Origin of the sequence: Stutzerimonas sp. Brlt_14, from assembly GCF_051948915.1 — a bacterium.
Lineage (GTDB): Bacteria > Pseudomonadota > Gammaproteobacteria > Pseudomonadales > Pseudomonadaceae > Stutzerimonas > Stutzerimonas stutzeri.
Genome location: NZ_JAYJLM010000006.1, coordinates 320,101 through 344,786, shown reverse-complemented (window position 1 = coordinate 344,786; position 24,686 = coordinate 320,101). Strand labels below are relative to the sequence as shown.

Sequence of the window (24,686 nt, the reverse complement as noted above, 5' to 3'; positions counted from 1 at the left end):
CGACGAGGCGGGTCGATGCGCAGTGCCCTCTGCTGTCTTTTGCTACCCTCCTGCCTCCCGTCACAGGAGCGACGCCGCATGATCGAACAGACCCTCAGGCAGACATTCGGCTACGACGGCTTCCGCGCCGGCCAGGAGCAGGCCATTCGCGCCGTAGTGGCGGGGCGCTCTGCGGCGGCGATCTTTCCTACCGGCTCGGGCAAATCCCTGTGCTACCAGCTGCCGGCGCTGCTGTTGCCGCACCTGACCCTGGTGGTCTCACCCTTGCTGGCGCTGATGCAGGACCAGCTGGCGTTCCTTCACCGCCATGGCATTGCCGCCGCCAGCATCGACTCGGCGCAGAGCCGCGAGCAGACGAGCGAGACCATGGCCCGCGCCAAGTCCGGCGAGCTGAAGATCCTGATGATCTCGGTGGAGCGGCTGAAGAACGAGCGCTTCCGCCACTTCATCAGCCAGGTGCCGATCTCCCTGCTGGTGGTGGACGAGGCGCACTGCATCTCCGAGTGGGGCCACAACTTTCGCCCGGACTATCTCAAGCTCCCCGACTACCAGCGCCAGTTCAACATTCCCCAGGTGCTGCTGCTGACCGCCACCGCGACGCCGCCGGTGATCGCCGACATGCAGCGCAAGTTCGCCATCTCCTCCCCGGACGTGGTGACCACCGGCTTCTACCGGCCCAATCTCAATCTGCTGGTGGAGCCGGTCAGCGGCTTCAACAAGCAGCGCCGGCTGGTGGAATGGCTGACGGACAGGGCGGGGCAACCGACCATCGTTTATGTCACCCAGCAGAAGGCCGCCGAGCAGATTGCCGAACACCTGGCGCAACGGGGCTTTCCGGCCAGCGCCTACCACGCGGGCATGGCGCACGAGCTGCGTGAATCGATCCAGCGGCGCTTCATGGCAGGTGAACTGAATTGCATCGTCGCCACCATCGCGTTCGGCATGGGCATCGACAAGGCCGATATCCGCAATGTGGTGCACTACGACCTGCCCAAGTCGGTGGAAAATTACAGTCAGGAAATTGGTCGGGCAGGGCGCGACGGCAACGCTTCGGATTGCCTGGTGCTGGCCAATCGCGACAGCCTCAGCGTGTTGCAGAACTTCGTCTACGGCGATACGCCGGAACGCGAGGGCATCCGCTGCGTGCTCGACGAGCTGCTGCAGGCCGGCGCCGGGGGGCAATGGGAGCTGATGCTCAACCAGCTGTCCGATCAGAGCAACATCCGCCAACTGCCGCTGAAAACCCTGCTGGTGCAGCTGGAGCTGCGCGGCATCATCGCACCGCGTTTTGCCTACTTCGCCGAGTACCGCTTCAAGTACCTGCTCGAGCCCGAGGCGCTGGTAGCGAAGTTCGAAGGCGAGCGGCGACAGTTCGTCGAAGCCATCGTGCACACCTCGGCGCGGGCGCGGACCTGGTGCACGCTGGATTTCGAAGCGCTTTACGGGCAGCACGGCGCCGACCGCGCGCGGGTGGTCAAGGCGCTGGAATATTTCCAGGAGAAGGGCTGGATCGAGCTCGAGAGCAAGCAGATGACCGAGGTCTACGCGCTGCTCGACACGCGCTTCGATGCCGAGGCTCTGAGCGGCGAGCTGCACGCCTACTTCAAGGAGCACGAAGCCAGCGAGATCGCCCGCATCGACAACATGCTGGCCCTGTTCGAATCCGCCGAATGCCTGAGCCAGCGACTGGCCGCCTATTTCGGTGATCGCCAGGCACCACAGCGCTGTGGGCATTGCTCGGTCTGCCGCGGACAGGTCGCGAAGCTGCCGGAACCGCCGACACTGGCGCCGCTGGAGCAGATCGACCTGGCCGCCCGCTGCGCCGAATTCAGTCAGCGCTACACGCAGCTCAAGGGCGGTGCGCCGAGCGCCGAGTGCCTGACGCGCTTTCTCTGCGGCATCAGCGTACCGGTGTTCGCCAAGCTCAAGGCGCGCCAGCTCCCCGGTTTCGCCTCGCTGGAGGCCTATCCCTACGCCGAGGTTCGTGCGCGCCTGGCAGGTTAGCGCGCGGTCAGGCCGATCAGCCGGTCGGCCACGCCCTTGGTCTGCCGCGATGTGTCCGCCGTCAGGTTGCTGGAGTTCTCCAGCGCGTCGAGCAGGCCGGTAAGCGAGCCGACGCCCGCCGATTGCGCCTCGATGTGCTGCGCCACCGCGCGGATTTCGCTGGCCAGACGGTCGATATCCGTACCGATCTCCTCGGCGTTCCTGCCGGTGATTTCGGCCAGCTTGCGCACCTCGTCGGCCACCACCGCGAAACCGCGCCCCATGTCGCCGGCCCGCGCTGCCTCGATCGCCGCATTGAGCGCCAGCAGGTTGGTCTGCCCGGCGATCTGCTGGATGGTCTGCACCACCGATTGGATTCGCTGGCTCGACTGCGCCAGGTCGCGGGCGCTGCTGACCACCTCGTCGGCCTGGTGAACCATCTGCTTGACCGAGCTGCCGGCCTGCTCGATGACGGTGCCCTGCTGGTTGATGTTCAGCGTCAGGTCATCCATCGAACCGTGCAGCTCGGTGGCGCACTGGCTCAGCTGTTCGGACATCGAGCGGCGCTCCTCGTCAGCCTGCGAGAGCACCTGGCCAAGGTCGGCCAGGCCGCGGAACACCGGGCGGATATGCTCGTCGAGGCCGTTGATGTCCACCGCGCTGCTGTAGTCCTGGCGCTTGAACTGCTCGATCTGCTTGACCACCACCTGGCTCAGGCCGGTGAGCTTCTTGATCTGCCGACGCAGGAAGAACGCCTTGAATTCACCGTGGTAGGCGATGAAGTTGTCGGTGTATTCGTCGTGGAACTCGTCCTTGCCGTTGGTGCGGAAGAAGAACACCGCGGTCAGCGTCTGGTTGAGATTGAGACCGAGGATCTCGCCGAAGGTCGAGTAACCGGCCACCGGTACGTCGTCGAACACCGGGTCCATGCCGCCGAGTGCCTGCTCGTTGTTCAGCCGGCGCAAGATGCAGTCGTTGAGGATGCCCACCAGCGGCTTGCCGGGCTTGTTGCGCATGAACTGCTGATAGTCGCGGCGGGTGGTTTCGGCCAGCGGCGTGCGCTTGACCATGATCAGCTCCTCACCTGGGGCCACGTCGCAGAACAGGTGGACTCGTTCGTTGGCGAAGTCGATCTGCGAAATCGAACGGACGAACACCTCCTCGCCGACGCGGATGGCGAAGGAATAGTCGGCGAGCCGCTGTTCCAGCTCCTGCGGCACGCACCGCAGCGCCTCGCACAGCGCCTGGACCATGCTGCGAATGTTGCCGCGGGCATCGACCACCTGGCTGATGTAGCGATCCTCCAGGGAGGCGCTGAGCACGCTCAGACTGAGCGGCGTGGGCTCGAAGTTCTGGCTCTTGAACACCCCGAAGCGGACGTTACGGGCGCACTTGAGAAAGACGATCAGTGCGTGGTTCTGGTAGCTGCGCTGGCCGTCGTGCAACTGCGTGCGCTGGAAATCCAGCTTGCCGCCCGCCGAGCCGCCGACGAACAGACAGGGGAAGCGCCCTGACTCGTACAGCGCTTCCATGAAGAACGACTCCGAGGCGGACAGGCCGTCGAAGAAGATGTTGGCCAGGGTGTCGCGGTAGTCGATCTTCATCGATACCTGCACGCGCTTGATCGATGCCGTGAGCCGGGCGATGCGCTCGCTCATGGGCAGGCGCTGGCCCTGGCCGCGGATATCCTCGCACTCTAGCGGTACCCGGACGATCTCCGCGGCCGCGATGACGCTGGCGTCGAACAGCTGCAATACCACCCGATCCCATTGCGCGCCGGCGGCGCAGTAGAGCCGCTGGCCCTCGCTGGACAGCTCGCCGGCAGTGGTGCACAGGCTGATCGTCGCCCGTGGAAAGCGCTGCGATACCTGCCGCGCGACAGCGTCCAGGTCGACGTGCGGCGAGACGAAACCGGCGATGTATGTCGGCTCGAAGCGCAGGGCCGTTAACTGCTGGCTCAGTTGCGACGCCGTGCAGAGCAGGCTCGCCGTACCGCTGGATTGCGTATGGCCAGGCTTGAAACGGGAGAACGAAATCATGGGCAGTACTCACGCTTGAGGGACGGAGCGGGAAACTCGGCCGCTCCCGCACTAGCCATCGCAGGCTGTTCATCGTTATCGGCAGCCGGAACGGCGCTCTGTAGGCCGTGCGGTGGCGTCGCTGACAGCCAGGTTATCGGCCGCCGAGCCGGGGATCGCCATACCACCATGGTCTTCATCCGGAAGTACTGAATGGGCAACCTGGCCACGCTTTTGTCAGTGACGGCGTTTGATATGGCTCAACTGCCGGTTGCTGTGGTTATGCAATTGTCGACCAGCGACCTCTTGCCGCAGACGTTGCGGCCGATAGCCAAGGACAAGCCTCCCAAGGAGCGATGCCATGACTCGCCTGTTCAGTGATCTCGGATTCCGTTGGAAAATCACTCTGCCTATCTCTGCGCTTGCCATTCTGCTGGTGCTGATGGGCGCCGTCGGTATGCGTGGCATTGAGCGAGTCGCAGATTCCAGCGAGTTGCTGGCTACTCGGCATCTACCAGCGATCGGCTTGCTGCTCAATGCCGACCGCGATCTCTATCAGGCTTTCGTCGCCGAGCGCAGTTTGCTGGACAGCGATGCCGGCGCACACGTCCAGGCGCTCAAAGCCAGCCACGCGGAGAACCTCAAGCAGGCCTACGATCGGGTGCAGAAATATGCTGCCATGCAGCCCGGCCGTGACGCGCTGGCCCTGGTCGAGCAGTTCAACCGCGGTTTCGAGCAATGGTCGACGGTGTCCAAGCGTGTAATAGAGCAGGTCGAACAGAATCCTCAGGCTGCCAGTGCATTGAGCTTTGGCGACAGCGAGTCGCGCTTCAACGCCATGCGCGACGCCATCGACAAGCTCGGCGAACTGGAAGAGGCTGCAGCCGATGCCGAGGGCCAGGCCGCATTGGCCGAGGGCGCGGCCACCGCGACCCAGCAAGGGGTGGTGTTGCTGATCGGCCTGCTAGGCTGCGTTGTGCTGATTCTTGGCCTCCCGTTGGTGGTGCTGCGGCCGATGCGGCGGCTGCTTGACCGCCTGCAGCAGATCGCCGAAGGCGATGGCGACCTGCGGGCTCGCCTTGAGGTGCGCTCTGCCGATGAACTGGGCCAGCTCGGCACAGCCTTTAACCGCTTTCTCGACAAGCTGCAGCCGTTGATCGCGGAGGTTGGACGCGTCACTGCCGAGGTCGAAACCGCTGCTCGTGGCATGGCCAGCATGGCTGAGACCAATGACCGCCTGATCAGCAGCGAACACGCCGCCGTCGATCAGGTGACTACGGCAGCGACCGAAATGAGCGCGGCGGTGCATGAGGTTGCGCTCAACGCGCAGCATGCTTCGGACGCCGCGCATGCGGCACATATGCAGTCCAACCAAGGTGCGGCGGTGGTCGGCAGCACCATTCAATCGATCCGCCAACTGGCGCAGGATGTCGAAGGCGCGTCGCAGACCATCGGCGCGCTGGCCGACGAGACCGCCAGCATCGGAGCGGTTCTCGAGGTGATCCGTGGTATTGCCGAGCAGACTAATCTGCTCGCGCTCAATGCTGCCATCGAGGCGGCGCGCGCTGGCGAGCAGGGCCGCGGCTTTGCTGTCGTGGCCGATGAGGTGAGGGCGCTGGCGGCGCGGACGCAGGACTCGACCAAGGATATCCAGTCCCGCATCGAGCGGCTGCAGAGCGGCGTCGACAAGGCGGTGCAGGCGATGCATACCGGCAGCAGCAAGGCGCGCGACAGTGTCGAACGGGCCGAGGGGGTCGATCAGGTGCTGGCAGAGGCGTCGGCGTCGGTACAGCGCATCAACGACATGGCCGCGCAGATCGCTACTGCATGTGAGGAGCAGAGCTGCGTCACGGAGGAGATTGCCCGCAACATCACTGACATCCGCGATCTGTCGAATGAGGCGGCGACCTATTCATCCCAGGGCAAGCTCGCCAGCCAACAGCTTTCCGGCTTGGCTAAGACGCTGGCTGACCTAGTCGGGCGGTTCCGTACGTGATCGCGTCGTACTACAACGACCCCCACAACAACCTGCCCAAGCCGCTGTCCGCAGGCAGCAGGAGTAGGCTCAGGACAAGCACCAGCAGCAGTCCGACCGCGTAGCTGAGGGCGCCTAACCCGACGGCAGGGTTCGTCTGTTTTGCGCGAAGAGGTGACTGCGAGCTTGTTACTGTGTTCTGTTCGCGTGGCTGGCGAAGCGAAAAGGACATGGCGGCCTCATCTATTGTGCCCGCTGTTCTGCTGCGGACATCGAGCGGCGCAGTAGAACCTAAATGGAGGCTTATTGCCGCTGCTCGTCGCGAGTGTCTGGGTTGGGTGTAGCTACCCAGCGTGACTGAAACATCGAGAAAAGCTCCGGTACGCCAGCTGGCTCGCGAGCCTGCATGGCTCGACCATACTCATGGGCCGGGTCATGCAGGTCAGCTTGCCAAATTTGGAGGATTTGCTCATGTTCACGCGCCGTCAGCTGCTGCAACGTTCCGCCCTGATCGCCACGCTCGCTGCCCTCGGCCCGCTGCTGCCTGCGCTGAGCTTCGCCGCCCAGGGCGTGCTGCGGCGAGCCATTCCTGCCACCGGTGAAACGCTGCCCGTGATCGGTCTCGGTACCTCCATTACGCATAACGTGAGCCTCGATGACCCACAGATGGACCGCCTGCTGGAGGTGCTGCGGGTGATGGTGGAAGGCGGTGCCTCGCTGATCGACACCGCGCCGAGCTACGGCAATGCCGAGCGCGTCGTCGGCGAACTGGTCAACCGCCTGGGCCAGCGCGACAAGGTCTTTCTTGCCAGCAAGGTGTCCTCGACCGGACGCGAGCGCGGCCTGGCGCAGATCGATGCGAGTTTCGAGGCATTGCAGACCGACACCATCGACCTGATCCAGGTGCACAACCTGCAGGACACCCGCACCCAACTCGGCCCGCTGCGCGAGCTCAAGCAGGAGGGGCGGGTGCGTTACATCGGCGTGACGCACTATGTGGAGTCGGCCCACGATCGCCTGCTGGACACGCTGAAAAAGGAGCAGGTCGACTTCGTGCAGTTCAACTATTCGGTCAGCGAGCGCAACGCCGAGAAGCAGCTGCTGCCCTACTGTGCCGACCACGGCATCGCCACCCTGATCAACCGGCCCTTTACCCGCGGCAACCTGCTGTCGAAGGTCCGGGACAAGCCGTTGCCGGACTGGGCCGCCGAGATCGACGCCAGCTCCTGGGCGCAGCTGCTGCTCAAGTTCATCCTCGCCGAGCCGGCGGTGACGGCGGTCATCCCGGCCACCTCCAATCCGCGCTACATGGCCGACAACCTGCTCGCCGGCCAGGGCCGTCTGCCCGACGCGCGGCAGCGGCAGATGATCGTCGACGCCTTCCGCTGAGCCGGGCCGCATGCCCGTCGCCTCCGCCGCGCGCCTCGCCGCGCTGATCAACGCCCGCCCCGGCGAACTGCGCGCGGCGCTGGCCGGCTTCGGCCTGTTCTTCTGCCTGTTCGCCGGCTACTTCATGCTGCGCCCGATCCGCGAGTCCATGGGCATTCAGGGCGGCGTGGAGAATCTGCAGTGGCTGTTTACCGCGACCTTCGTTGCCATGCTGGTGGCGGTGCCGCTGTTCGCCTGGCTCAACTCGCGGGTGGCGCGCATCCATTACATCGACTGGGTGTACGGCTTCTTCTGCCTCAACCTGCTGCTGTTTGCCGCGCTGTTCTTCGCGTTGCGTGACAGCGTCTGGCTGGCGCGTGTGTTCTATGTGTGGATCTCGGTCTACAACCTGTTCGTGGTCTCGGTGGCCTGGAGCCTGATGGCTGATGTGTTCGATGCGCCGCAGGCACGCCGGCTGTTCGCCTTCATCGCTGCCGGGGCCAGCGTGGGCGGCCTCGTCGGCCCCGCGGCAAGCGCGCTGTTGGTCGGCGTGCTCGGGCAGTTCGGGCTGATGCTGCTGGCGGCGCTGCTCCTGCTAGCCGCGGTGGCGCTCAAGCACTTCCTGATGACCTGGCGCGAGGTACACGGCGCCGGTCGGCCCGGTGCCGAGCACGCGGAAAGCCCGAAGCGGCCGGTGGCCGGCAACCCGTTCAGCGGCCTGACGCGGGTGCTGGGATCGCGCTATCTGCTGGGCGTCGCGGTGTTCGTGCTGTTGCTGACCACAGCCAGCACCTTCCTCTATTTCGAACAGGCGCGCCTGGTTGCCGAGCTGTTTCCCGACCGTGTCGGGCAGGTGCGGGTGTTCGGCGCCATCGATTTCGTGGTGCAGGCCGGCGCGCTGCTGTCGCAGTTGTTCATCACCGGGCGCATTGCCCAGCGTCTGGGCGTGCGCGTGCTGCTTGCCGCCGTGCCGGCGCTGGTCTGTTTGGGCTTCGTCGGGTTGGCGCTGGCGCCGACCTTCGCCGTGCTGGCGGCGGTGATGATCGTGCGCCGGATCGGCGAGTACGCCTTCGTCCGCCCGGGGCGCGAGATGCTTTTCGCACCGCTGGATGCGCAGAGCAAGTACAAGGCGAAGAACTTCATCGACACCGTGGTCTATCGCGGCGGCGATGCGCTGAGCGGCTGGGCCAAGAGCCTGCTCGACAGCCTCGGCCACGGCGCCTGGCTGGTGGCCGTGGTGGGCGCTGTCTGCGCCGCGATCTGGGGCGTGGTGGGCTGGTTTATCGGCGGCCAGGCCGATCGTAAAGCGGCGGTGCAGTCTGCTCCCGGACGAAGCCGCTGAACCTCGACCCCGCGTACGCCTCGAACTCTAGTAGGTACGTCATCTATCAGGAGTACTCGTATGCATGTTCAGGTCAACAGCAACCACATTCCCGGCAGTGTCGAATTGCATGAGTGGGTCGGCACGACGGTAGAGGATCGGCTCGAGCGCTTCGACGATTTTCTCACCCGTGTGGAAGTGCATATCAGCGACGAGAATGCGCAGAAGGCGGGTGCCGACGACAAGCGCTGCCAGATCGAGGCGCGGCCGAAGGGGCATCAGGCGGTGTCGGTCACGCACAAGGCCGAATCGCTGCAGCTGGCGGTCGATGGCGCGGCCGACAAGATGCAGCACGCGTTGGAGAACCTGATGGGCAAGCTGGACACTCGCGTGCAATCCAGCGGTGAACTGAACGATCCGCTGCTGGACGAGCCGCCGCAATCCGTCAAGGACGCGATGCTGGAAGAGGAGTTCCTGGAAAAGCAGAGCGAGCTCGACAAGTGAGCACGACGCCCCGGCTGCGGTCGGGGCGACTCGCACTACTCAGATCTTCCCGCGTCTCGCATCGCGATGATGCAGCAGGCGATATCACTCGATCCGTCCCGGTTTACAGACATGCAGATCATCCTCGTGCGGCACGGCAGACCCGACCATGGCGCGGCACGCTGGAGCACGCCGATCGGGATGAAAGCCTGGGTTGCGCGCTACAACGCCGCGGCGGTGGCCACGGGCGAGCGTCCGGATAGCCTGGTGGAGCTGGCCGGGTCGGTGGGCATCGTGGTGTGCAGTTCGTTGCAGCGCTGCGTCGAATCGCGTTCCCAGCTGGCCTGCGATTGTTGCCAGGAGCCCGACCCGCTGTTTGCCGAGGCCCATCTGCCCTATCCGGACTGGGGCCTGCCATTGCTGCCCTCGCGGTTCTGGCGACTGGTATTCCGTGGCGCCTGGTTTCTCGGCTTCTCCAGTCACACCGAGCCTGTCGGCGAATCAACCGAACGAGCCCGTGCGGCGGCGGATCGGCTGATCGCACTCGCTGAGGAACATGGCAGCGTGCTGCTGATGGGCCACAAGATCATGAACGCGCTGATCGCTCGCGAGCTGCGCCGACGGGGCTGGAAGGGCCCCATGTTTCCACTGCTTTCGGGCTACTGGCAGCCGAGCCGTTACACCCGCGCATAGCTCAGAAAAAAATCAGCAGGTCGATGGCCCCTTCACAGTTGCAAGGCGGCGAGAGTCGCTTTGGCTTGCCAGATGAAACGTTTCAGCTAACGTGTGCGGGAGGCATAACAACAAAGGGAACACTCATGACACGTTTGCAACGCCTGCTCGGCCTGAGCATCTGCCTGGCTACTCCGGCCATGGCCTGGGAACAGGTTCTGATCGACCACGACAAGCCCGCGAAAAACTGGCGCGTCACCAGCGAGGAACTGGGCATCGATTCGGCAAAGCCGTTTTCGGTCAGCATGCGCACGCTGCACGGCGGGCGGCAGGAAGGGGTCAGCCTGATCGAGATCGACAATGGCACCATGCGCATGACAGTCGTCCCCACGCGTGGCATGAACGTGCTCGAAGCGGTTGCCGGTGACGTCCGGCTGGGTTGGGATTCGCCGGTGCAGGAGGTGGTCAATCCGGCCTTCATCGAACTCAACGGGCGCGGCGGTCTGGGATGGCTCGAGGGCTTCAACGAGCTGGTGACCCGCTGTGGCTTCGAATGGGTCGGGCATCCGGGCGAGGACAACGGTGAGCTGCTTACGCTGCATGGCCGTGCAGCCAACATTCCGGCTTCACGCGTTGTGCTGACCATTGACGAAAAGCCGCCGTACGCCATCCGCCTGCGCGGCGAGTTGCAGGAAAAGGCTTTCAAGAAGCTCGACTTCGCCATTCACACTGAGCTCAGCACCGAGCCGGGGCGCGCCGGCTTCTCGCTGCACGACACCCTGACCAACCAGGGCGACTATGCCAAGGAATATCAGGCGCTGTACCACACCAACTTCGGCACGCCGCTGCTGGAGGAAGGGGCGCGCTTCGTTGCGCCGGTCAAGCAGGTATCGCCGTTCAACCCGCGCGCGGCGAATGAACTGAACGACTGGCAGCGCTACCGCGGGCCCACCAGGGACTACGACGAGACGGTATTCAACCTGGTGCCGTATGCCGACGAGCAAGGCGAAACCCTCACCATGCTGCACAACCGTGCCGGCAGCCTGGGGGTCAGTGTGGGCTTCAATACCGGCGAGCTGCCGGTTTTCTCGCTGTGGAAGAACACCGATACCGAGCAGCAGGGTTACGTCACCGGATTGGAGCCGGGCACCAGCTATTCCTACAACCGCCGCTATCAGCGTGCCCTCGGCCTGGTGCCGAAGATCGAGCCGGGCGAGCAGAAACATTTCCGGGTGAGCTACGAACTGCTGGCCGACAGCGCTGCAGTGGAACGCGTGCGCCAGCGAATCGAGGCATTGCAGGCAGGACGGGAAACCGAGGTGCGCGAGCAACCGCTGGTCGACCTGAGCAAGGACTAGGCGGCCATGGTCGGCTCCGGCTGGGCGGCTCAGGCCGCTTCGTTGTCTGCGTGGAGGTAAACCGTTCGTCGCTATGGCAAATGGCTTACAAATACCCGCGCCGTTTTCCACTTCTACCCGCTCTGCCGGGTAATTTATCTACACCCACTCTGATGCGCAGGACGCGCTCAGGATCAGGATGATCGACCTAAGCCAGGAAGGCATTCGAAGGGAATTCGGACCGGTCAGAAAAAACCCGCCTCGGCGGGTTTTTGCTTTTTCAGCGGAACACGCGGCGATGCAAGACAACGAAATGCTGTGCCGGTTCCATCTATGGCAAAAGGCTTACACGGATCGAAGTTTTTGGCTGTTCTAACGTCTTAGGCGGCTGCGTATTCTATGCCCATCTCTGCAGCGCAGGACGCGCTCGGGATCATGGATGATCGACCACTGCCAGGAGGCGCGCCGAAGGATTCGGAATGGTCACAAAAACCCGCTTCGGCGGGTTTTTTGTTGCCTGCAGGAAAAGCGGCCGCCACGCATTCGAAACGGCAAGGAGCTCGCTGCTGCCTCAGCCGTTGTCCAGCAATGCGCGGATCTTGCCGAGCAGGTCGGCACCCTCGAACGGCTTGAGTACCAGCTCCATGCGCTCGTCGACGAATCCCTCCCGGCTGGAGGCCTTTTCGGCGTAACCGGTCATCAGCACCACGGGCAGCGCCGGTCGCGAGCGCCGGGCCCATTCGGCCAGCTGTCGACCGGACAGGCGTGGCAGGCCGACGTCGGTCAGCAGCAGATCGATGGACGGGTCGGCCTCCAGCAGTGCCTGGGCGGTTTCCACATCGCCGGCCTGGCTGCAGCGATAACCCGCCTCGATGAGGGTCTCGGCGATCAGCATGCGCACGCTGGGCATGTCTTCCACCACCAGCACGTGCTCATGGCCGGCCAGACGCGCCGAATCTTCGGGCGCCGCGCTGGGTGCCAGGCTCGTTTCGCCGTCGGCGGCCGGCAGCAGCAGTGTCACGTCCGTACCGACGCCCAGGGTGCTGCGAATGTGCGCGTCGCCGCCCGACTGCAGGGCGAAACCGTAGATGCTCGACAGTCCCAGGCCGGTGCCGCGGCCCTGAGGCTTGGTGGTGAAGAAGGGGTCGAACACCTTGTCGAGGACGGCGGGATCGATGCCCGTGCCATCGTCGCTGACGCACAGACCAATGTAACGGCCGGCGGCCAGTTCAGGGTGCTGGCTGGCATCGGTGGAAAAGGTCCGGATGCCGATGTGGCCGCCTTCGGGCAGGGCGTCGCGGGCATTGATCACCAGGTTGAGCAGCGCGCTTTCGAACTGGCTGACATCCACCCGTGCCACGGCCGGCCCCGCGGTGAAGTCGAAGCTCAGGGTGATGCGCTCGCCGATGGTGCGCCGCAACAAATCCTCCAGCGAGCGGATGCGCTCGTTCATGTCCAGCGCGCGTGCGTCCAGCGGCTGCTTGCGAGCAAAGGCCAGCAGGCGGTTGGTCAGCGATGCGGCACTGCGCGCCGAACTCAGTGCGGCGTCGGCGAAGCGCAGCACGCTGTCGGCGCGGCCTTCGATGATGCGCTGCTTCATCAGCTCGATGCCGGTGATGATGCCGGTGAGCAGGTTGTTGAAGTCGTGGGCGATGCCGCCGGTCAGCTTGCCCAGGGCATCCATCTTCTGCGCCTGCAGCAGCTGCTCTTCGGTACGCGCGCGCTCGGCCACCTCATGGGCCAGCTGGCTGGTGGTGGTCGCGATTTCCTGCCGCTGGGCGCGCTCACGGTGGCGCTGCTCGGTGACGTCCTCGACGAACACCAGGCCCAGCCCCTGAGTGCGATAGGGCGAGATCTGCCATTCGGTCTCCCGCGTTTCGCCGTTGACGCGCATCGCCAGGGACGTGCGCCAGCGGTTGCCGGCCTGAAGCTGGGTGCGCAGCTCGTCCAGCACGGCGTCCTGCCCGGGGAGGACGCAGTCGGCCAGTGGAGCTGAACGGTCCTCGGTGCCGATCAGGCGCTCGAAGGCATGGTTGCATTCGTGCAGCTGCAGCTGGGCGTCGAGCACTGCGATGGGCGCTGCGACGTGAATGAATATCTCGCGAAAGCGCGCCTCGCTTTCGCGCAGGGCGCGCTCGGTGTCACGCACCCGCAGCAGTGTGCGCAGGGTCGCCAGCAGCACATCCGGGTCAACCGGGTGAATCAGGTAGGCATCGCCGCCGGCATCGAGGCCGGTGATGATGTCGCCGGTCTCGATGGAGGCTGCGGACACATGGATCAGTGGCAGCAGCGCGGTATTCGGGTCGGTGCGAAGCTGGCGCGCGATGTCGAAGCCGCTCATGTCCGGCAGGTTGACATCGAGAATCAGGGCATCAGGCATGGCGCCGGCCACCAGCGCCAGCCCGTCGCTGCCGGTGCCCGCCTCCAGCACCTGGTAGCCATGGCGCTCCAGCACCCGGCGCATCGCGTAGCGGGTAGTGGCGTTGTCGTCGACGATCAGCAGACGGCTTTCACGCCCCATCGCTTCCCTCCGCCTCGATGCTGAACGGGATGATCACGTAGAACTCCGAACCCTTGCCGGGCTCGCTCTGCAGGCCGACCCGACCGCCCAGCAACTCGGCGAAGCGTTTGCACAGGGCGAGTCCCAGACCCGTGCCGCGCAGGCGCTTCTGCAGCGGGGAATCGACCTGGGCGAAGTCCTCGAACAGGCGATCGTGCAGCTCGGGTGCGATGCCGATGCCGGTGTCGGTGACCGCGAAGCGCACCTGCTGCGGGGTCTCCATCCGTGCCGAGACACGCACTTCCCCTTGGGTGGTGAATTTCAACGCATTGGAAATGAAGTTGCGCAGAATCTGCGCGAGCTTCTTGTCGTCGGTGTAGAAGCGCGGCAGCCCCTGCGGTTCTTCGAAGATGAGGTCCACCGGCGAGCCCTCGACGATGGGCCGGAACATTCCGCGCAATGCCGAGAACAGGTCGAGCATGTCGAACCAGGCCGGCGAGATGCTCACGCGACCGGCCTCGATCTTCGCCAGATCGAGCAGATCATCGACCATTTCGCTCAGCTCGCTGGCGGCCGAGCTGACGAAACGCACCTGCGTGTGCTGTTCCGGGCTCAACGGGCCGTCCAGTTCGTCGCTGAGCAGGCGGGTGATGCTGAGGATCGAGCCCAGCGGCGTACGGAACTCGTGGCTCATGTACGACAGAAAGCGACTCTTCAGGTCCGAGGCCTGGCGCAGCTGCTCGGCCTGGGTGTCCAGCTCGGCATACAGCGCCAGTACACCCTGATTGGTTTCTTCCAGTTCGGCGCGCAGCGATTCATTCGCCCGGCGCAGCTGTTCGAGCTGGCCGGCGTCGCCGGTCTCGGGGGACGTCGGATCAGCCACGGGGAGCCTCCAGATTGAGTGCCAGCACTGTCACGTCGTCGCGACCGCGGCAGAAGTCGCGATGCAGCAGTGCGGCAATGATGGCCGGGTGACGGTGAACGAGACCGGGGTAGTCGCGCAGATTCCAGCGTGTTTGCAGGCCATCGCTGTAGAGCACCAGGAGCCGCGCCTCGCCCAGCGGGTAGTCGAAGACATGCGCCTTGCGAAAGCGCACGCCGACGATGCCGGGATGCGAGGCCAGGCCACGCGAGCCCTCGCTAGCGATCAGGCTGGCGCCGATATTGCCAATGCCGGCGAAATCCAGCGTCTGACGCTGGCCGTCGAAGTGCGCGATGGCTGCGGCGCCGCCACGAGTGCCGTTCATCGCCTGGTGCATATTGCTGAACAGGGCGAAGGGGGAATCCAGCGGGGATTCTGCAAACGCCACCGCACCTGCCACTGCGGCCTGCTGGGCAAGCTCGCCATGGCCGATGCCATCGATGACCAGGGCACTGCAGCGCTGCCCGTCGAAGGCCAGCTGCCAGGCGTCGCCACAGGCTGTTTCGCCTGGATAGGGATGCTGGCTGACGCCGTAGCGCCACGGCGGCGGCTGCACGCCGCGAGGAAACAGCTGCGCCAGCACCACCGAGCCGCGGGCATCGGAATAGGCGTCGAACACCTGGGCCTGACGCGCCAGCGCGCCGAGCCCGATGCCCTGGGTGCCGCGGGTGGAAAAGCCGTCGGTCAGGCATTGATCGAGGTCGAAGCCCGGTCCGCGGTCGACCGCGATGATTTCGACGCCGCACCCCGCTCGTCCAGGAATTACGCGAAGGTGCAGTTCGCCGCGCCCGGCGTGCTTGAGCAGGTTACTGCCCAGCTCGGTGGCGAGCAGGGCGGCGCGCCCGGCATCGGTGGTGTCGAAGTCGTGCTGTTCGGCCAGCCGCTGGGCGACCCGGCGGGCGTGGCCGATCTGGCTGTTGTCTTCGATCAGCAGGACCTGGGTGACGCTTCCCTGAACGTTCATGTCCACCGCGTGATGGTGATTCGGGTGCCCGCGCCGACCGTGCTGTCGAGTTCGAACTCGTCAACCAGCCGCTTGGCGCCGGTCAGCCCCAGGCCGAGGCCGCTACCGGATGTCCAACCGTCGGTCATGGCCAGCTTGATGTCGGCGATGCCCGGGCCTTCGTCGCGGAAGGTCAGCCGCACGCCGACCCGCGTGCCATCCTCGATCAGCTGCCAATCCATGTCGCCACCGCCGCCGTAGACCATGGTGTTGCGCGCCAGCTCGCTGACCGCCGTGACCAGCTTGGTCTGGTCGATCAGGCGCATGGCGCATTCCTGGGTCAGCTTGCGCACGGTCTGCCGCGCCAGCACGACATCCTGTTCGAGGCGCACCGGCTGGCTGCCGCTGCTGCGCACGATCATTGCGCGGCCACGCGGGCGCGCAGCAGCTGCATGCCGCGCTCGACGTTCAGCGCGGTGCTGACGCCGGGCAGTTCGAGACCGAGTTCGACCAGGGTGATGGCCACGGCCGGCTGCATGCCGACCACTACGGTCTCGGCGTCCATGATCCGTGACAGGCCGGAGATGGTGCCGATCATGCGGCCGATGAAGGAGTCGACCATGTCCAGTGCGGAGATATCGATCAGCACGGCCTTTGCCGACGTCGCGCTGATGCGTTCGGCCAGGTCGTCCTGCAGGGTCATCGCCAGTTGGTCGTGCATGTCGACCTGGATGGTGACGAGCAGGAACTCGCCCATCCGCAGAATAGGAATTCGATCCATCAGGCGGTCCTGGTGACGGTGAGGCCGGAACGGCGCAGGGCGAGCGCGAGGGCATCGGCCAGGCTGGCCTTGGTGACGATGCCCTGCAGGTCGAGCCCGAGGTGGACGATGGTCTGCGCGATCTGCGGACGCACGCCACTGATGATGCAGTCGGCGCCCATCAGGCGAATGGCGGTGACGGTCTTGAGCAGGTGCTGGGCAACGAGGGTGTCGACGGTGGGCACGCCGGTGATGTCGATGATGGCGATTTCCGAGCCGGTGTCGACGATGCGTTGCAGCAGCGACTCCATCACCACCTGGGTGCGCTGCGAGTCGAGGGTGCCGATCATCGGCAGGGCGAGAACGCCATCCCACAGCTTGACCACCGGGGTCGAAAGCTCCAGCAGCTCTTCCTGCTGGCGCTTGATCACGTCTTCACGCGACTGCTGGAAGGTGCGTACGGTGTGCAGACCCAGATGGTCGAGCAGCTCGGACACGGCCCACAGCTGCTCGGCGAATACTGCGGGTTCGTTGGCGTATTCGCTCTGCAGCAGGGACATCAGCGGGCGCTTGGCGGCGAAGATGAAGCCGGCGGTCTGCTGCGAGTCGAAACCCAGCAGGGCGCGGCTGCGCGACAGGCGCTCCAGGTAGGAACGCATGGCGTCCCAGGCCGGGCCGGCGATGTCGGCCGAGCCGTCGGCGGTGCCGCTGATCAGCAGGTGGATGAATTCGGCGGTCTGCTGGGTCAGTTCTTCGGGTTTTACGTTATGGAATCCGCCCATCTCCTGCAGGTCGCTTTTCCAGCTGCCGAGCAGCTCGGTCTGGTTGCGTGCAATGGTGTCGATGGTGCGTTGTAGCAGGGCCGCCATAGGGTAATAGCTCCGGAGTTGTCTGGGTCGTCCATGTCACCATGGCGAAGTATCAGGGATAGATTTCGGCCTTGCGTCGATGTTCCGCGAATCGCAGCGGAACGTGAAAACTTTTCCGAGCGTTGCCGATGGAAGTGGGCCGGATTGTAGCAAATAGATATTGGCGGCAGGCAAGTCGTTCCGCTTAAGCGCTATCAGGCAGGCGCGACGCCGTCGATCTGCTCGATCAGCCATTGCAAGGCTGCATCGTTCTGCCGCTGCGCCACGCTGACGATGTCCAGGCCGAAGGGGCCGAGGTCGAACGGCAGATCGAACAACTCGAGCGGCAGCAGCCTGGCGAAGTGGCGCGCCAGCTGCGTCGGCAGCACCGCGGCGAGGTCGCTGCTGGCGACGATGTGCGCGGCCTGCAGGTAGTTTGGTGTCGTGTAGACCACCTCGCGCTCCAGCCCCTGGCCCTCCAGCCACTGGTCGACCATGCCGCGGGTCTGACCGCCGTGCACCCACAGATGCCGCAGGCGCAGGAAGGCGTCGAGGGTCAGCCGCCCGGAGAGCAGCGGATGGTCGCGGCGCACCGCCACCTGCAGCGTTTCGCTGGCCCAGTGGCGCACATGAAAGCGCGAAGGCACGTCGAGGAAACGCCCCAGCACCAGGTCGACCTCACCATTGTCCAGCGCGTCGGTGGGCAGGGTCGGGGTCAGGTGCTGGATCGCCAGCTGGATGCCCGGCGCGCGTTCGGCCAGGCGCCGCATCAGCGCCGGCATGCAGATCAGCTCCACATAATCGGTCACGGCGATGCGAAAACGCTGATGGCTGCGCGCCGGATCGAAGGCCTCGCCGGCGATCAGGCTGTGTTCGATCTGTTGCAGCGCATGACGGATCGGCGCCTCCAGGCTCAGTGCCCGCGGCGTTGGCTGCATGGCTCGGCCGGCACGCACCAGCAGCGGGTCATCGAGCAGTTCGCGCAAGCGGGCAAGAGCGTTGCTGACCGCCGGCTGGCTGAGGGACAGGCGCTCGGCGGCACGCGAGACGTTGCGCTCACGCAGCAGGGCGTCGAGCACGCGAAGCAGGTTGAGGTCGAAGTTGTAGATATTCACTTGGTGAATCCGAAACATCACAAGACTAAATTTCAAAAATAGTAGCGTCTTCGTCTATGGTTGGTCTCCCTTTTTCCAGCCTGCGACGAGGACCGTTCACATGAGCCAACCCCGCTTCGATATCCAGACCGCCGCCGTGATCGGCGCGGGCACCATGGGCCGCGGCATCGTCATGAGCCTCGCCAATGCCGGTGTGCAGGTGCTGTGGCTGGACAACAATCCCGAGATGCTCGAGCAGGCGCTGGGCGCGGTGGCCGACACCTACGCACACAACGTGCGTCAGGGGCGGATCGACGAGGCCGAAGCGGCGGCGCGCCGGGCCCGCATCGCCAAGGCGGCGGATTACCCGGCGCTGGCCGACGTGGACCTGGTGATCGAGGCGGTCTACGAAAACCTCGAACTCAAGCAGAAGATCTTCCGCGAGCTGGACGGCATCGTGAAGGCGGCCGGCATCCTGGCCAGCAACACCTCGGCGCTGGATATCGATGCCATCGCCGCGGTCACCAAGCGTCCGGAGCAGGTAGTAGGCCTGCACTTCTTCAGCCCGGCGCACATCATGAAGCTGCTGGAAATCGTCCGCGGAACGAAGACGGCGCCAGCAGTGCTCGAGGCTGCCACGGCCCTCGGCAAGCGTATGGGCAAGGTCAGCGTGATCGCCGGCAACTGCCCGGGCTTCATCGGCAACCGCATGCTCGCCACCTACGTGCGCGAGGCGCGGATGATGCTGCTCGAAGGCGCCTATCCCCATCAGGTGGACGCCGCGCTGCAAGGCTTCGGCTTCGCCATGGGCCCGTTCCGCATGTATGACGTGGTGGGTATCGACCTGGAATGGCGCGCCCGCGAGCTGGCCGGCAAGGGCCAGGACGAGGCCGAGGTGCAGGTGGATAACCGTCTCTGCGAACTGGGCCGCTTCGGCCAGAAGTCGCGCATGGGCTACTACCGCTACGCCGAAGGCAGCCGCCAGGCCGAGCACGATCCGGAAGTGGACGCCCTGGTGCAGCGCGAGTCCGAGCGCCTCGGCTATGAGCGCCGCGAGATCGGCCCGGAGGAAATCCTCGAGCGCTGCCTGCTGGCGCTGGTCAATGAGGGCGCCAAGATTCTCGAGGAAGGCATGGCCGAGTCCAGCGCCGATATCGACACCGTCTACCTCTACGGTTACGGCTTCCCGGCCGAAGTTGGTGGCCCGATGACCTGGGCCGACCGTCAAGGTCTGCCGGCCATTCGTGAGCGCCTCAACACATTGGCCGAGCGCCACGGCGAGCACTGGCAGCCGGCCGGACTGATCGACAGCCTGGCCACACTCGGCGGCCGCTTCGCCGACTACAAGAAGGAGGCATGAGCATGGAATACAAGGCTCCCCTGCGTGACATGCGCTTCGTGCTGCACGAGCTGTTCGACGCCACCGGCCATTGCGAATTGCTCGGCAACGGCCTGGACCGCGAGCTGATCGACGGTGTGCTGGAAGAAGCGGCGCGCTACACCGGCGGCGAGATCGCGCCGCTCAATCGCAACAGCGACGAAGAAGGCGTGACCCTGGAAAACGGCGAAGTGCGCACGCCGCAGGGCTTCGTCGAGGCCTACAAGCAGTACGTCGACAACGGCTGGGCGAGCATGACCGGGCCGACCGAATACGGCGGCCAGGGCTTCCCGCAGCTGGTGGCCTGCAACTTCCACGAGATGCTGATGGGCGCGTCGCTGTCCTTTCGCATCTATTCCGGCCTCACCGAAGGCGCGGTGCTGGCGCTGTACAAGCACGGCAGCGATGAACTGAAGAATGCCTATCTGGAGAAGCTGGTCAGCGGCCGCTGGAGCGGCACCATGTGCCTGACCGAGCCGCAGGCCGGTACCGACCTCGCCCTGCTGCGCACCCGCGCCGAGCCGCAGGCGGACGGCAGCTACAAGGTCAGTGGCAGCAAGATCTTCATCTCCGGCGGCGAGCACGACATGAGCGAGAACATCGTGCATCTGGTGCTGGCGCGCCTGCCGGATGCGCCGGCCGGGGTGAAAGGCATCAGCCTGCTCTTGGTGCCCAAGTTCATCGCCAATGCCGACGGCACGCCGGGCGCGCGCAACGCGCTGAGCTGCGGCGCCATCGAGCACAAGATGGGCATCAAGGGCGCGGCGACCTGCGTGATGAACTTCGACGGCGCCACCGGCTGGATCGTCGGCGAGCCCAATCAGGGCCTGGCGTGCATGTTCACCATGATGAACGACGCGCGCTTCCAGGTCGGCTTGCAGGGGCTTGGCATTGCCGAACAGGCCTATCAGGGCTCGCTGGCCTATGCCCGCGAGCGCCTGCAGTCTCGTGGGCTGGCAGGCGCGCAGCATCCGGACAAGCCAGCCGACCCGATTATCGTGCACCCCGACGTGCGCCGCATGCTGCTGACGCAAAAGACGCTGGTCGAAGGCAGCCGCATGCTGGCGGCCTACTGCGCCCGCCAGCTGGACCTCGAACACGGCCATCCCGAGCCGAGCTACCGCAAGGCGGCGAGCAAGCGCGCTGCGCTGCTGATCCCCATCGTCAAGGCGTTCTTCACCGACATGGGCCAGGAGGTGGCGAGCCTCGGCGTGCAGGTCTACGGCGGCCACGGCTATATCCGCGAATGGGGCATGGAACAGCTGATGCGCGACAGCCGCATCACCCAGCTCTACGAGGGCACCAATGGCATTCAGGCGCTGGATTACATCCGCCGCAAGCTGCTCGGTGACGGCGGCGCGGAACTGTCGGCGCTACAGGCGGAATTCAGCGAGATTTGCGACCGGCAGATCGATCGCCCTGCGCTGCACGCTCTGGCCAGCAAGGTGCAGATGCGTCTCGGTGAGTGGCGCGAGCTGACGGCCGAGATCATCGCTGCCACCGGTCGCGATCCCCAGGAGATCGGCGCGGTGTCGGTGGATTTCCTGCAGTACTCGGCCTATGTGTTGTTGGCCGGTCTCTGGCTGCAGGCCGCGGCGCGTGCACAGGATGCGTTGGAGCAGGGCGCCGGTGAGGAGGCTTTCTATCAGGCCAAGCTGGCCAGTGCGGATTTCTATCTGCGCCGTGTGTTACCGCGGGCGAGTGCGCATCGGGAAGCCATTCAGGGTGGCGCGGATTGTTTGATGGCGCTGCCGGAAAGCGACTTCGCGTTTTGAGCTAATTGATCACAGGAGGCACCGATGCATCCGTTCAGCTTTGCCACAACCGCTCAATTGATCTGCGAGCCTGGCTCGTCACGCCGGCTGGCCAGCCTTTGCAAGGAGCGTGGGGCGCGCTCGGTGCTGGTGGTGACCGACCCGGGCATCACCCGTTTCGGCCTGCTCGACGAAGTCCTGCCGGGCTTCGAGACGGAAGGGCTGCAGGTCGCGGTTTACGATCAGGTCGTTGCCGACCCGCCCGAGCACATCGTCCTGGCGGCGGTGGCGCAGGCCAGGGCGTCCCGGGTCGATCTGATCATCGGCTTCGGCGGCGGCAGCTCCATGGACGTGGCCAAGCTGGTCGCGCTGCTGGCACATCCTGATTGTGCGCAATTGCTGCAGGATATCTATGGTGTCGGCAACGCCAAGGGCCAGCGCCTGCCGCTGATCCAGGTGCCGACCACCGCCGGCACCGGTTCGGAAGTCACGCAGATCGCCATCATCACCACCGGTGAGACGACCAAGATGGGCGTGGTCTCGCCCCTGCTGCTGCCGGACCTGGCATTGCTCGACGCCGATCTCACCCTCGGCCTGCCGCCGGCGGTGACCGCGGCCACCGGCATCGACGCCATGGTGCATGCCATCGAGGCCTACACCAGCGCGCTGAAGAAGAACCCCATGTCCGACCTGTTGGCCCGCGAGGCGCTGCGCCTCTTGGCGGCCAATCTGGACGAGGCGGTGCACAACGGCAGCAACCGCGAGGCACGCCAGGCCATGCTGCTGGGCGCCTGCCTGGCCGGACAGGCGTTCGCCAATGCGCCGGTCGCCGCCGTGCACGCGCTGGCCTATCCGCTGGGAGGCAATTTCCACATTCCCCACGGCCTGTCCAACGCCCTGGTACTGCCGCAGGTGCTGCGTTTCAACGTCAGCGCGGCGGCCACGCACTACGGCGAACTGGCACCGATCATTCTCGGCGAGCGCCTGCGCACGGGTGATCCGTCCACCTACGCCGAGCAGCTGATCGCGGAGTTCGAGCAGATGAGTGCCCGCGTCGGCCTGCCGACCCGCCTGCGCGACGCCGGCGTGCCGGAGGACATGCTGCCGCAGCTGGCGAAGGAGGCGATGCTGCAGCAGCGGCTGCTGGTCAACAATCCGCGCGAGGTCAGCGAGGCCGATGCGCTGGCGATCTATCAGGCTGCCTTCTGAGCCAGTCTTCCTCTTCATTGCGTACCGCGAGAACGACCATGCCCGAGCAACCCAAACACCTGCGCCGCGACTACAAGCACTTTCAGCCCATCACCACGCGCTGGCACGACAATGACATCTACGGTCATGTGAACAACGTCGTCTATTACGGGTTTTTCGACACGGCGGTGAACAACTATCTGATCCAGCAGGGCGGGCTGGATATCCAGGATGGCGACATCGTCGGCTTCGTGGTCAGTTCGGCTTGCGACTACTTCGCCTCGATCGCCTATCCGGACCTGATCGAGGTAGGTCTGCGGGTGGCCAGGTTGGGCAACTCGTCGGTGCAGTACGAGCTGGCGATCTTCCGCGAGGGCGAGCAGGAGGCCTGCGCGGCGGGCCGCTTCGTGCATGTTTTCGTCGAACGCGCAAGCAATCGTCCCACTGCCATCCCTGGGCGCCTGCGCGCCGCGCTGGAGGCCTTGAGCTAATCCGCTCGGCGCGGAAAGCTGAAGCCGTAAACGAGATCGCCCGGAGCGGCTGGGCCGATCCGGGCGATGCGGTGGTTGCTACGAGACGGCAACGGCGCTGTCTGCGGCACTCAGTGGTGCTTGTGTTTGTGCTTGTAATGGCCTTTGGCTTTGCCTGGATGGCCGTAGTAGCGGCGATCATCCCGGTAGCGGCGGTCGCCCCGATAACGGTCGTCGTCATCGTCGCCGTAGGCGTTGCCGATCGCGCCGCCGGCACCGCCGCCAACGGCCGCGCCGATCAGGCCGCCGGTGCTGCCGCCGACCTTCTGGCCGATGACGTTACCGCCTGCCGCGCCCAGGCCACCGCCGATGGCCGCTTCGGTGCGGCTGCGCTTGTCGGCGCCGACCATGCCACCTGCCGCACCGCCGACGCCGGCGCCGATGGTCGCGCCAGTCGAGCCACCCAGATGCTCACCCACCACGGAACCGAGCGCGCCACCGAGGGCACCGCCAACGGCGGCTTAGGTGTTGCTGCCGGCAAAGGCGGCGGCGCTGAGCAGGCTGGTGGACAACAGGAAAATCGAGGCGTACTTCATGGTGTGATCCCGTATGAGGAATTGCGGCGTGATCCTCACGTGCCGCTTCGCTTCCGGCAAGGGCTTCCCGATGAAATGCGTGACCCAGTTCCTGTTTGCTAACTCTTTGATTTCTGGCTGGAACTTGGTTTTGAAACGCAGGTCTCAGCTCGCTTGTGCGGGTCAGGCGCAGCCGTCACCTGCAGCCGGGCTGTAGACCCGCGGCGGGCTGTGCTGTGGCAGGTGGATCAGGTTGAGGTTGTGCCGTTGAGCCCATTGTGCGGCGAGCCCTGTGGGCGAGGACAGGCTGACCAGCGTCGGGATGCCGGCGCGCTGAACCTTGTGCACCAGCTCCAGGCTGCAGCGGCTGGTGACGATCGCCAGGCCGCCAGCGGGCTCGCAGCCTACGCGCGCCATGGCGCCGATCAGCTTGTCCAGCGCGTTGTGTCGGCCGATGTCCTCGCGGCCCAGACGCAACTCGCCGGTGGCATCCATGAACAGCGCGGCGTGCACCGCGCCGCAGTCGCGACCCAGTGGCTGGAACTCGCCGATGCGTTGCCGCAGATCCAGCAGCCAGTGGGAAGGCGGCAGGGCCGAGGACGGCAGCTTGGCCAGCTGCGGCAACGCCTGCTCCAGCGCTTCGACGCCGCACAGGCCGCAGCTGCTGGTGCCGGGCAGTTGGCGGCGTTGCTGCTTCAGCCGCCAAAACGCGCGGCTGGAAATCTCCACCTCCGCGCGTCGCGCATTACCGCGCCCATGCAGGCGGATGTCATAGATGTCGCTTAGCGACTCGACGAAGCCGTTGGCCAGGCTGAAGCCGACCACGAAATCTTCCAGGTTGGCCGGTGAGATCATCATCACCGCCTGGCTGAGCCCGTTGTAGGCGATGGCCAGGGCGCACTCTTCGGCGAGGTCGACGCAGCACGATCCGTCCTCGTCGATGGGCTGGTAGCAGTAGCGCTGGCTGGCGCCGGATGGCGCGCGCGCCGTGCCGGCGAAGGAGGCGGTCAGGCGAGACGGGGCATTCATCGGCAGGCTCGTTCAGTGTGGTGGATGCCGAGCCGGTCGACGCCTGTGACAGCGGCGGCCGGCGGATA

Annotated in this window: 21 protein-coding genes and 1 pseudogene; 12 read left to right on the top strand and 10 right to left on the bottom strand. The window is 65.3% G+C overall.

Annotated elements, in window-relative coordinates; genetic code table 11:
- Positions 1–78 precede the first annotated feature (78 nt).
- Complete coding sequence (locus VF716_RS16835; protein ID WP_125856140.1) at positions 79–2,004, top strand: RecQ family ATP-dependent DNA helicase; 1,926 nt, start codon at positions 79–81, stop codon at positions 2,002–2,004.
- On the opposite strand, the gene VF716_RS16830 is transcribed toward VF716_RS16835, so the two are convergent.
- Positions 2,001–4,022 carry an FIST N-terminal domain-containing protein gene (locus VF716_RS16830; protein WP_125865542.1) on the bottom strand — a complete coding sequence of 674 codons (2,022 nt, stop codon included), beginning with the start codon at positions 4,020–4,022 and terminating at the stop codon, positions 2,001–2,003. The two genes, VF716_RS16835 and VF716_RS16830, sit on opposite strands and share 4 nt — an antisense overlap.
- A 192-nt stretch (positions 4,023–4,214) precedes the next feature.
- Here VF716_RS16830 and VF716_RS16825 point away from each other — a divergent pair, with 192 nt between their 5' ends.
- The 7 genes from VF716_RS16825 (at position 4,215) to VF716_RS16795 (ending at position 11,178) form a co-directional block, all read left to right on the top strand.
- Positions 4,215–4,382, top strand: a complete 168-nt coding sequence (locus tag VF716_RS16825; protein WP_013981455.1) for a hypothetical protein — start codon at positions 4,215–4,217, stop codon at positions 4,380–4,382.
- Positions 4,363–5,997: a methyl-accepting chemotaxis protein gene (locus VF716_RS16820; RefSeq protein WP_239330284.1), complete on the top strand. Its 1,635-nt coding sequence runs from the start codon at positions 4,363–4,365 to the stop codon at positions 5,995–5,997. Before VF716_RS16825 ends, VF716_RS16820 begins: the two co-directional genes overlap by 20 nt.
- Positions 5,998–6,447: 450 nt before the next feature.
- Entirely contained in the window at positions 6,448–7,365 is a 918-nt protein-coding gene (locus VF716_RS16815; protein ID WP_125884110.1) for an aldo/keto reductase, read from the top strand.
- A 10-nt stretch (positions 7,366–7,375) separates the two neighbouring features.
- Positions 7,376–8,686, top strand: coding sequence for an NTP/NDP exchange transporter (locus VF716_RS16810; RefSeq protein ID WP_125856136.1), 1,311 nt, complete (start codon positions 7,376–7,378; stop codon positions 8,684–8,686).
- Between the two features lie 60 nt (positions 8,687–8,746).
- Positions 8,747–9,169 (top strand): HPF/RaiA family ribosome-associated protein, encoded by a 423-nt coding sequence (locus VF716_RS16805; RefSeq protein ID WP_011911539.1) that lies wholly within the window; start codon positions 8,747–8,749, stop codon positions 9,167–9,169.
- 111 nt (positions 9,170–9,280) lie between these two features.
- Positions 9,281–9,841: a histidine phosphatase family protein gene (locus VF716_RS16800; RefSeq protein WP_011911540.1), complete on the top strand. Its 561-nt coding sequence runs from the start codon at positions 9,281–9,283 to the stop codon at positions 9,839–9,841.
- Between the two features lie 125 nt (positions 9,842–9,966).
- A complete protein-coding gene (locus VF716_RS16795) occupies positions 9,967–11,178 on the top strand; it encodes an aldose 1-epimerase family protein (RefSeq protein WP_125852736.1) in 1,212 nt (403 codons plus the stop codon).
- A gap of 550 nt (positions 11,179–11,728) precedes the next feature.
- On the opposite strand, the gene VF716_RS16790 is transcribed toward VF716_RS16795, so the two are convergent.
- The 7 genes from VF716_RS16790 to VF716_RS16760 all read right to left on the bottom strand — a co-directional run bounded on the left by VF716_RS16790 (position 11,729) and on the right by VF716_RS16760 (position 18,245).
- Positions 11,729–13,678: a response regulator gene (locus tag VF716_RS16790; RefSeq protein ID WP_019407497.1), complete on the bottom strand. Its 1,950-nt coding sequence runs from the start codon at positions 13,676–13,678 to the stop codon at positions 11,729–11,731.
- The gene (locus VF716_RS16785; RefSeq protein ID WP_254162287.1) at positions 13,668–14,540 is read right to left on the bottom strand and encodes a sensor histidine kinase; all 873 of its coding nucleotides are present in this window, start codon (positions 14,538–14,540) and stop codon (positions 13,668–13,670) included. The genes VF716_RS16790 and VF716_RS16785 overlap by 11 nt, the downstream gene beginning before the upstream one ends.
- The gene (locus VF716_RS16780) at positions 14,533–15,543 is read right to left on the bottom strand and encodes an ATP-binding protein (RefSeq protein WP_053527136.1); all 1,011 of its coding nucleotides are present in this window, start codon (positions 15,541–15,543) and stop codon (positions 14,533–14,535) included. The genes VF716_RS16785 and VF716_RS16780 overlap by 8 nt, the downstream gene beginning before the upstream one ends.
- Positions 15,540–15,944 carry an ATP-binding protein gene (locus tag VF716_RS16775; RefSeq protein ID WP_254162289.1) on the bottom strand — a complete coding sequence of 135 codons (405 nt, stop codon included), beginning with the start codon at positions 15,942–15,944 and terminating at the stop codon, positions 15,540–15,542. The genes VF716_RS16780 and VF716_RS16775 overlap by 4 nt, the downstream gene beginning before the upstream one ends.
- On the bottom strand, positions 15,941–16,303 hold the full coding sequence (locus tag VF716_RS16770; protein ID WP_041015300.1) for an STAS domain-containing protein: 363 nt from the start codon (positions 16,301–16,303) through the stop codon (positions 15,941–15,943). The genes VF716_RS16775 and VF716_RS16770 overlap by 4 nt, the downstream gene beginning before the upstream one ends.
- A complete protein-coding gene (locus tag VF716_RS16765; protein WP_254162291.1) occupies positions 16,303–17,151 on the bottom strand; it encodes an STAS domain-containing protein in 849 nt (282 codons plus the stop codon). Before VF716_RS16765 ends, VF716_RS16770 begins: the two co-directional genes overlap by 1 nt.
- Before the next feature lie 194 nt (positions 17,152–17,345).
- The gene (locus VF716_RS16760) at positions 17,346–18,245 is read right to left on the bottom strand and encodes a LysR family transcriptional regulator (RefSeq protein WP_026012604.1); all 900 of its coding nucleotides are present in this window, start codon (positions 18,243–18,245) and stop codon (positions 17,346–17,348) included.
- 100 nt (positions 18,246–18,345) lie between these two features.
- Between VF716_RS16760 and VF716_RS16755 the strand changes: the two genes are divergently transcribed.
- The 4 genes from VF716_RS16755 to VF716_RS16740 are packed head-to-tail and all read left to right on the top strand — an operon-like array spanning position 18,346 to position 23,035.
- Positions 18,346–19,584 carry a 3-hydroxyacyl-CoA dehydrogenase gene (locus VF716_RS16755; RefSeq protein ID WP_011911548.1) on the top strand — a complete coding sequence of 413 codons (1,239 nt, stop codon included), beginning with the start codon at positions 18,346–18,348 and terminating at the stop codon, positions 19,582–19,584.
- A 2-nt stretch (positions 19,585–19,586) separates the two neighbouring features.
- A complete protein-coding gene (locus VF716_RS16750) occupies positions 19,587–21,377 on the top strand; it encodes an acyl-CoA dehydrogenase C-terminal domain-containing protein (protein WP_095460822.1) in 1,791 nt (596 codons plus the stop codon).
- Between the two features lie 24 nt (positions 21,378–21,401).
- Entirely contained in the window at positions 21,402–22,565 is a 1,164-nt protein-coding gene (locus tag VF716_RS16745) for an iron-containing alcohol dehydrogenase (protein ID WP_254162293.1), read from the top strand.
- A 38-nt stretch (positions 22,566–22,603) separates the two neighbouring features.
- On the top strand, positions 22,604–23,035 hold the full coding sequence (locus VF716_RS16740) for an acyl-CoA thioesterase (RefSeq protein WP_013981471.1): 432 nt from the start codon (positions 22,604–22,606) through the stop codon (positions 23,033–23,035).
- A 110-nt stretch (positions 23,036–23,145) separates the two neighbouring features.
- Here VF716_RS16740 and VF716_RS16735 read toward each other — a convergent pair.
- Positions 23,146–23,610, bottom strand: a pseudogene (locus VF716_RS16735) (hypothetical protein).
- Between the two features lie 162 nt (positions 23,611–23,772).
- The gene (fdhD, locus tag VF716_RS16730; protein WP_017244756.1) at positions 23,773–24,618 is read right to left on the bottom strand and encodes a formate dehydrogenase accessory sulfurtransferase FdhD; all 846 of its coding nucleotides are present in this window, start codon (positions 24,616–24,618) and stop codon (positions 23,773–23,775) included.
- Positions 24,619–24,686 lie beyond the last annotated feature (68 nt).

Bases quoted from the DNA above. Each gene is read 5' to 3' on its own strand.
- VF716_RS16835 (WP_125856140.1), top strand. From the start codon at position 79: ATGATCGAACAGACCCTCAGGCAGACATTCGGCTACGACGGCTTCCGC.
- VF716_RS16830 (WP_125865542.1), bottom strand. From the start codon at position 4,022: ATGATTTCGTTCTCCCGTTTCAAGCCTGGCCATACGCAATCCAGCGGT.
- VF716_RS16825 (WP_013981455.1), top strand. From the start codon at position 4,215: ATGGGCAACCTGGCCACGCTTTTGTCAGTGACGGCGTTTGATATGGCT.
- VF716_RS16820 (WP_239330284.1), top strand. From the start codon at position 4,363: ATGACTCGCCTGTTCAGTGATCTCGGATTCCGTTGGAAAATCACTCTG.
- VF716_RS16815 (WP_125884110.1), top strand. From the start codon at position 6,448: ATGTTCACGCGCCGTCAGCTGCTGCAACGTTCCGCCCTGATCGCCACG.
- VF716_RS16810 (WP_125856136.1), top strand. From the start codon at position 7,376: ATGCCCGTCGCCTCCGCCGCGCGCCTCGCCGCGCTGATCAACGCCCGC.
- VF716_RS16805 (WP_011911539.1), top strand. From the start codon at position 8,747: ATGCATGTTCAGGTCAACAGCAACCACATTCCCGGCAGTGTCGAATTG.
- VF716_RS16800 (WP_011911540.1), top strand. From the start codon at position 9,281: ATGCAGATCATCCTCGTGCGGCACGGCAGACCCGACCATGGCGCGGCA.
- VF716_RS16795 (WP_125852736.1), top strand. From the start codon at position 9,967: ATGACACGTTTGCAACGCCTGCTCGGCCTGAGCATCTGCCTGGCTACT.
- VF716_RS16790 (WP_019407497.1), bottom strand. From the start codon at position 13,678: ATGGGGCGTGAAAGCCGTCTGCTGATCGTCGACGACAACGCCACTACC.
- VF716_RS16780 (WP_053527136.1), bottom strand. From the start codon at position 15,543: ATGAACGTTCAGGGAAGCGTCACCCAGGTCCTGCTGATCGAAGACAAC.
- VF716_RS16775 (WP_254162289.1), bottom strand. From the start codon at position 15,944: ATGATCGTGCGCAGCAGCGGCAGCCAGCCGGTGCGCCTCGAACAGGAT.
- VF716_RS16770 (WP_041015300.1), bottom strand. From the start codon at position 16,303: ATGGATCGAATTCCTATTCTGCGGATGGGCGAGTTCCTGCTCGTCACC.
- VF716_RS16765 (WP_254162291.1), bottom strand. From the start codon at position 17,151: ATGGCGGCCCTGCTACAACGCACCATCGACACCATTGCACGCAACCAG.
- VF716_RS16755 (WP_011911548.1), top strand. From the start codon at position 18,346: ATGAGCCAACCCCGCTTCGATATCCAGACCGCCGCCGTGATCGGCGCG.
- VF716_RS16750 (WP_095460822.1), top strand. From the start codon at position 19,587: ATGGAATACAAGGCTCCCCTGCGTGACATGCGCTTCGTGCTGCACGAG.
- VF716_RS16745 (WP_254162293.1), top strand. From the start codon at position 21,402: ATGCATCCGTTCAGCTTTGCCACAACCGCTCAATTGATCTGCGAGCCT.
- VF716_RS16740 (WP_013981471.1), top strand. From the start codon at position 22,604: ATGCCCGAGCAACCCAAACACCTGCGCCGCGACTACAAGCACTTTCAG.
- fdhD (WP_017244756.1), bottom strand. From the start codon at position 24,618: ATGAATGCCCCGTCTCGCCTGACCGCCTCCTTCGCCGGCACGGCGCGC.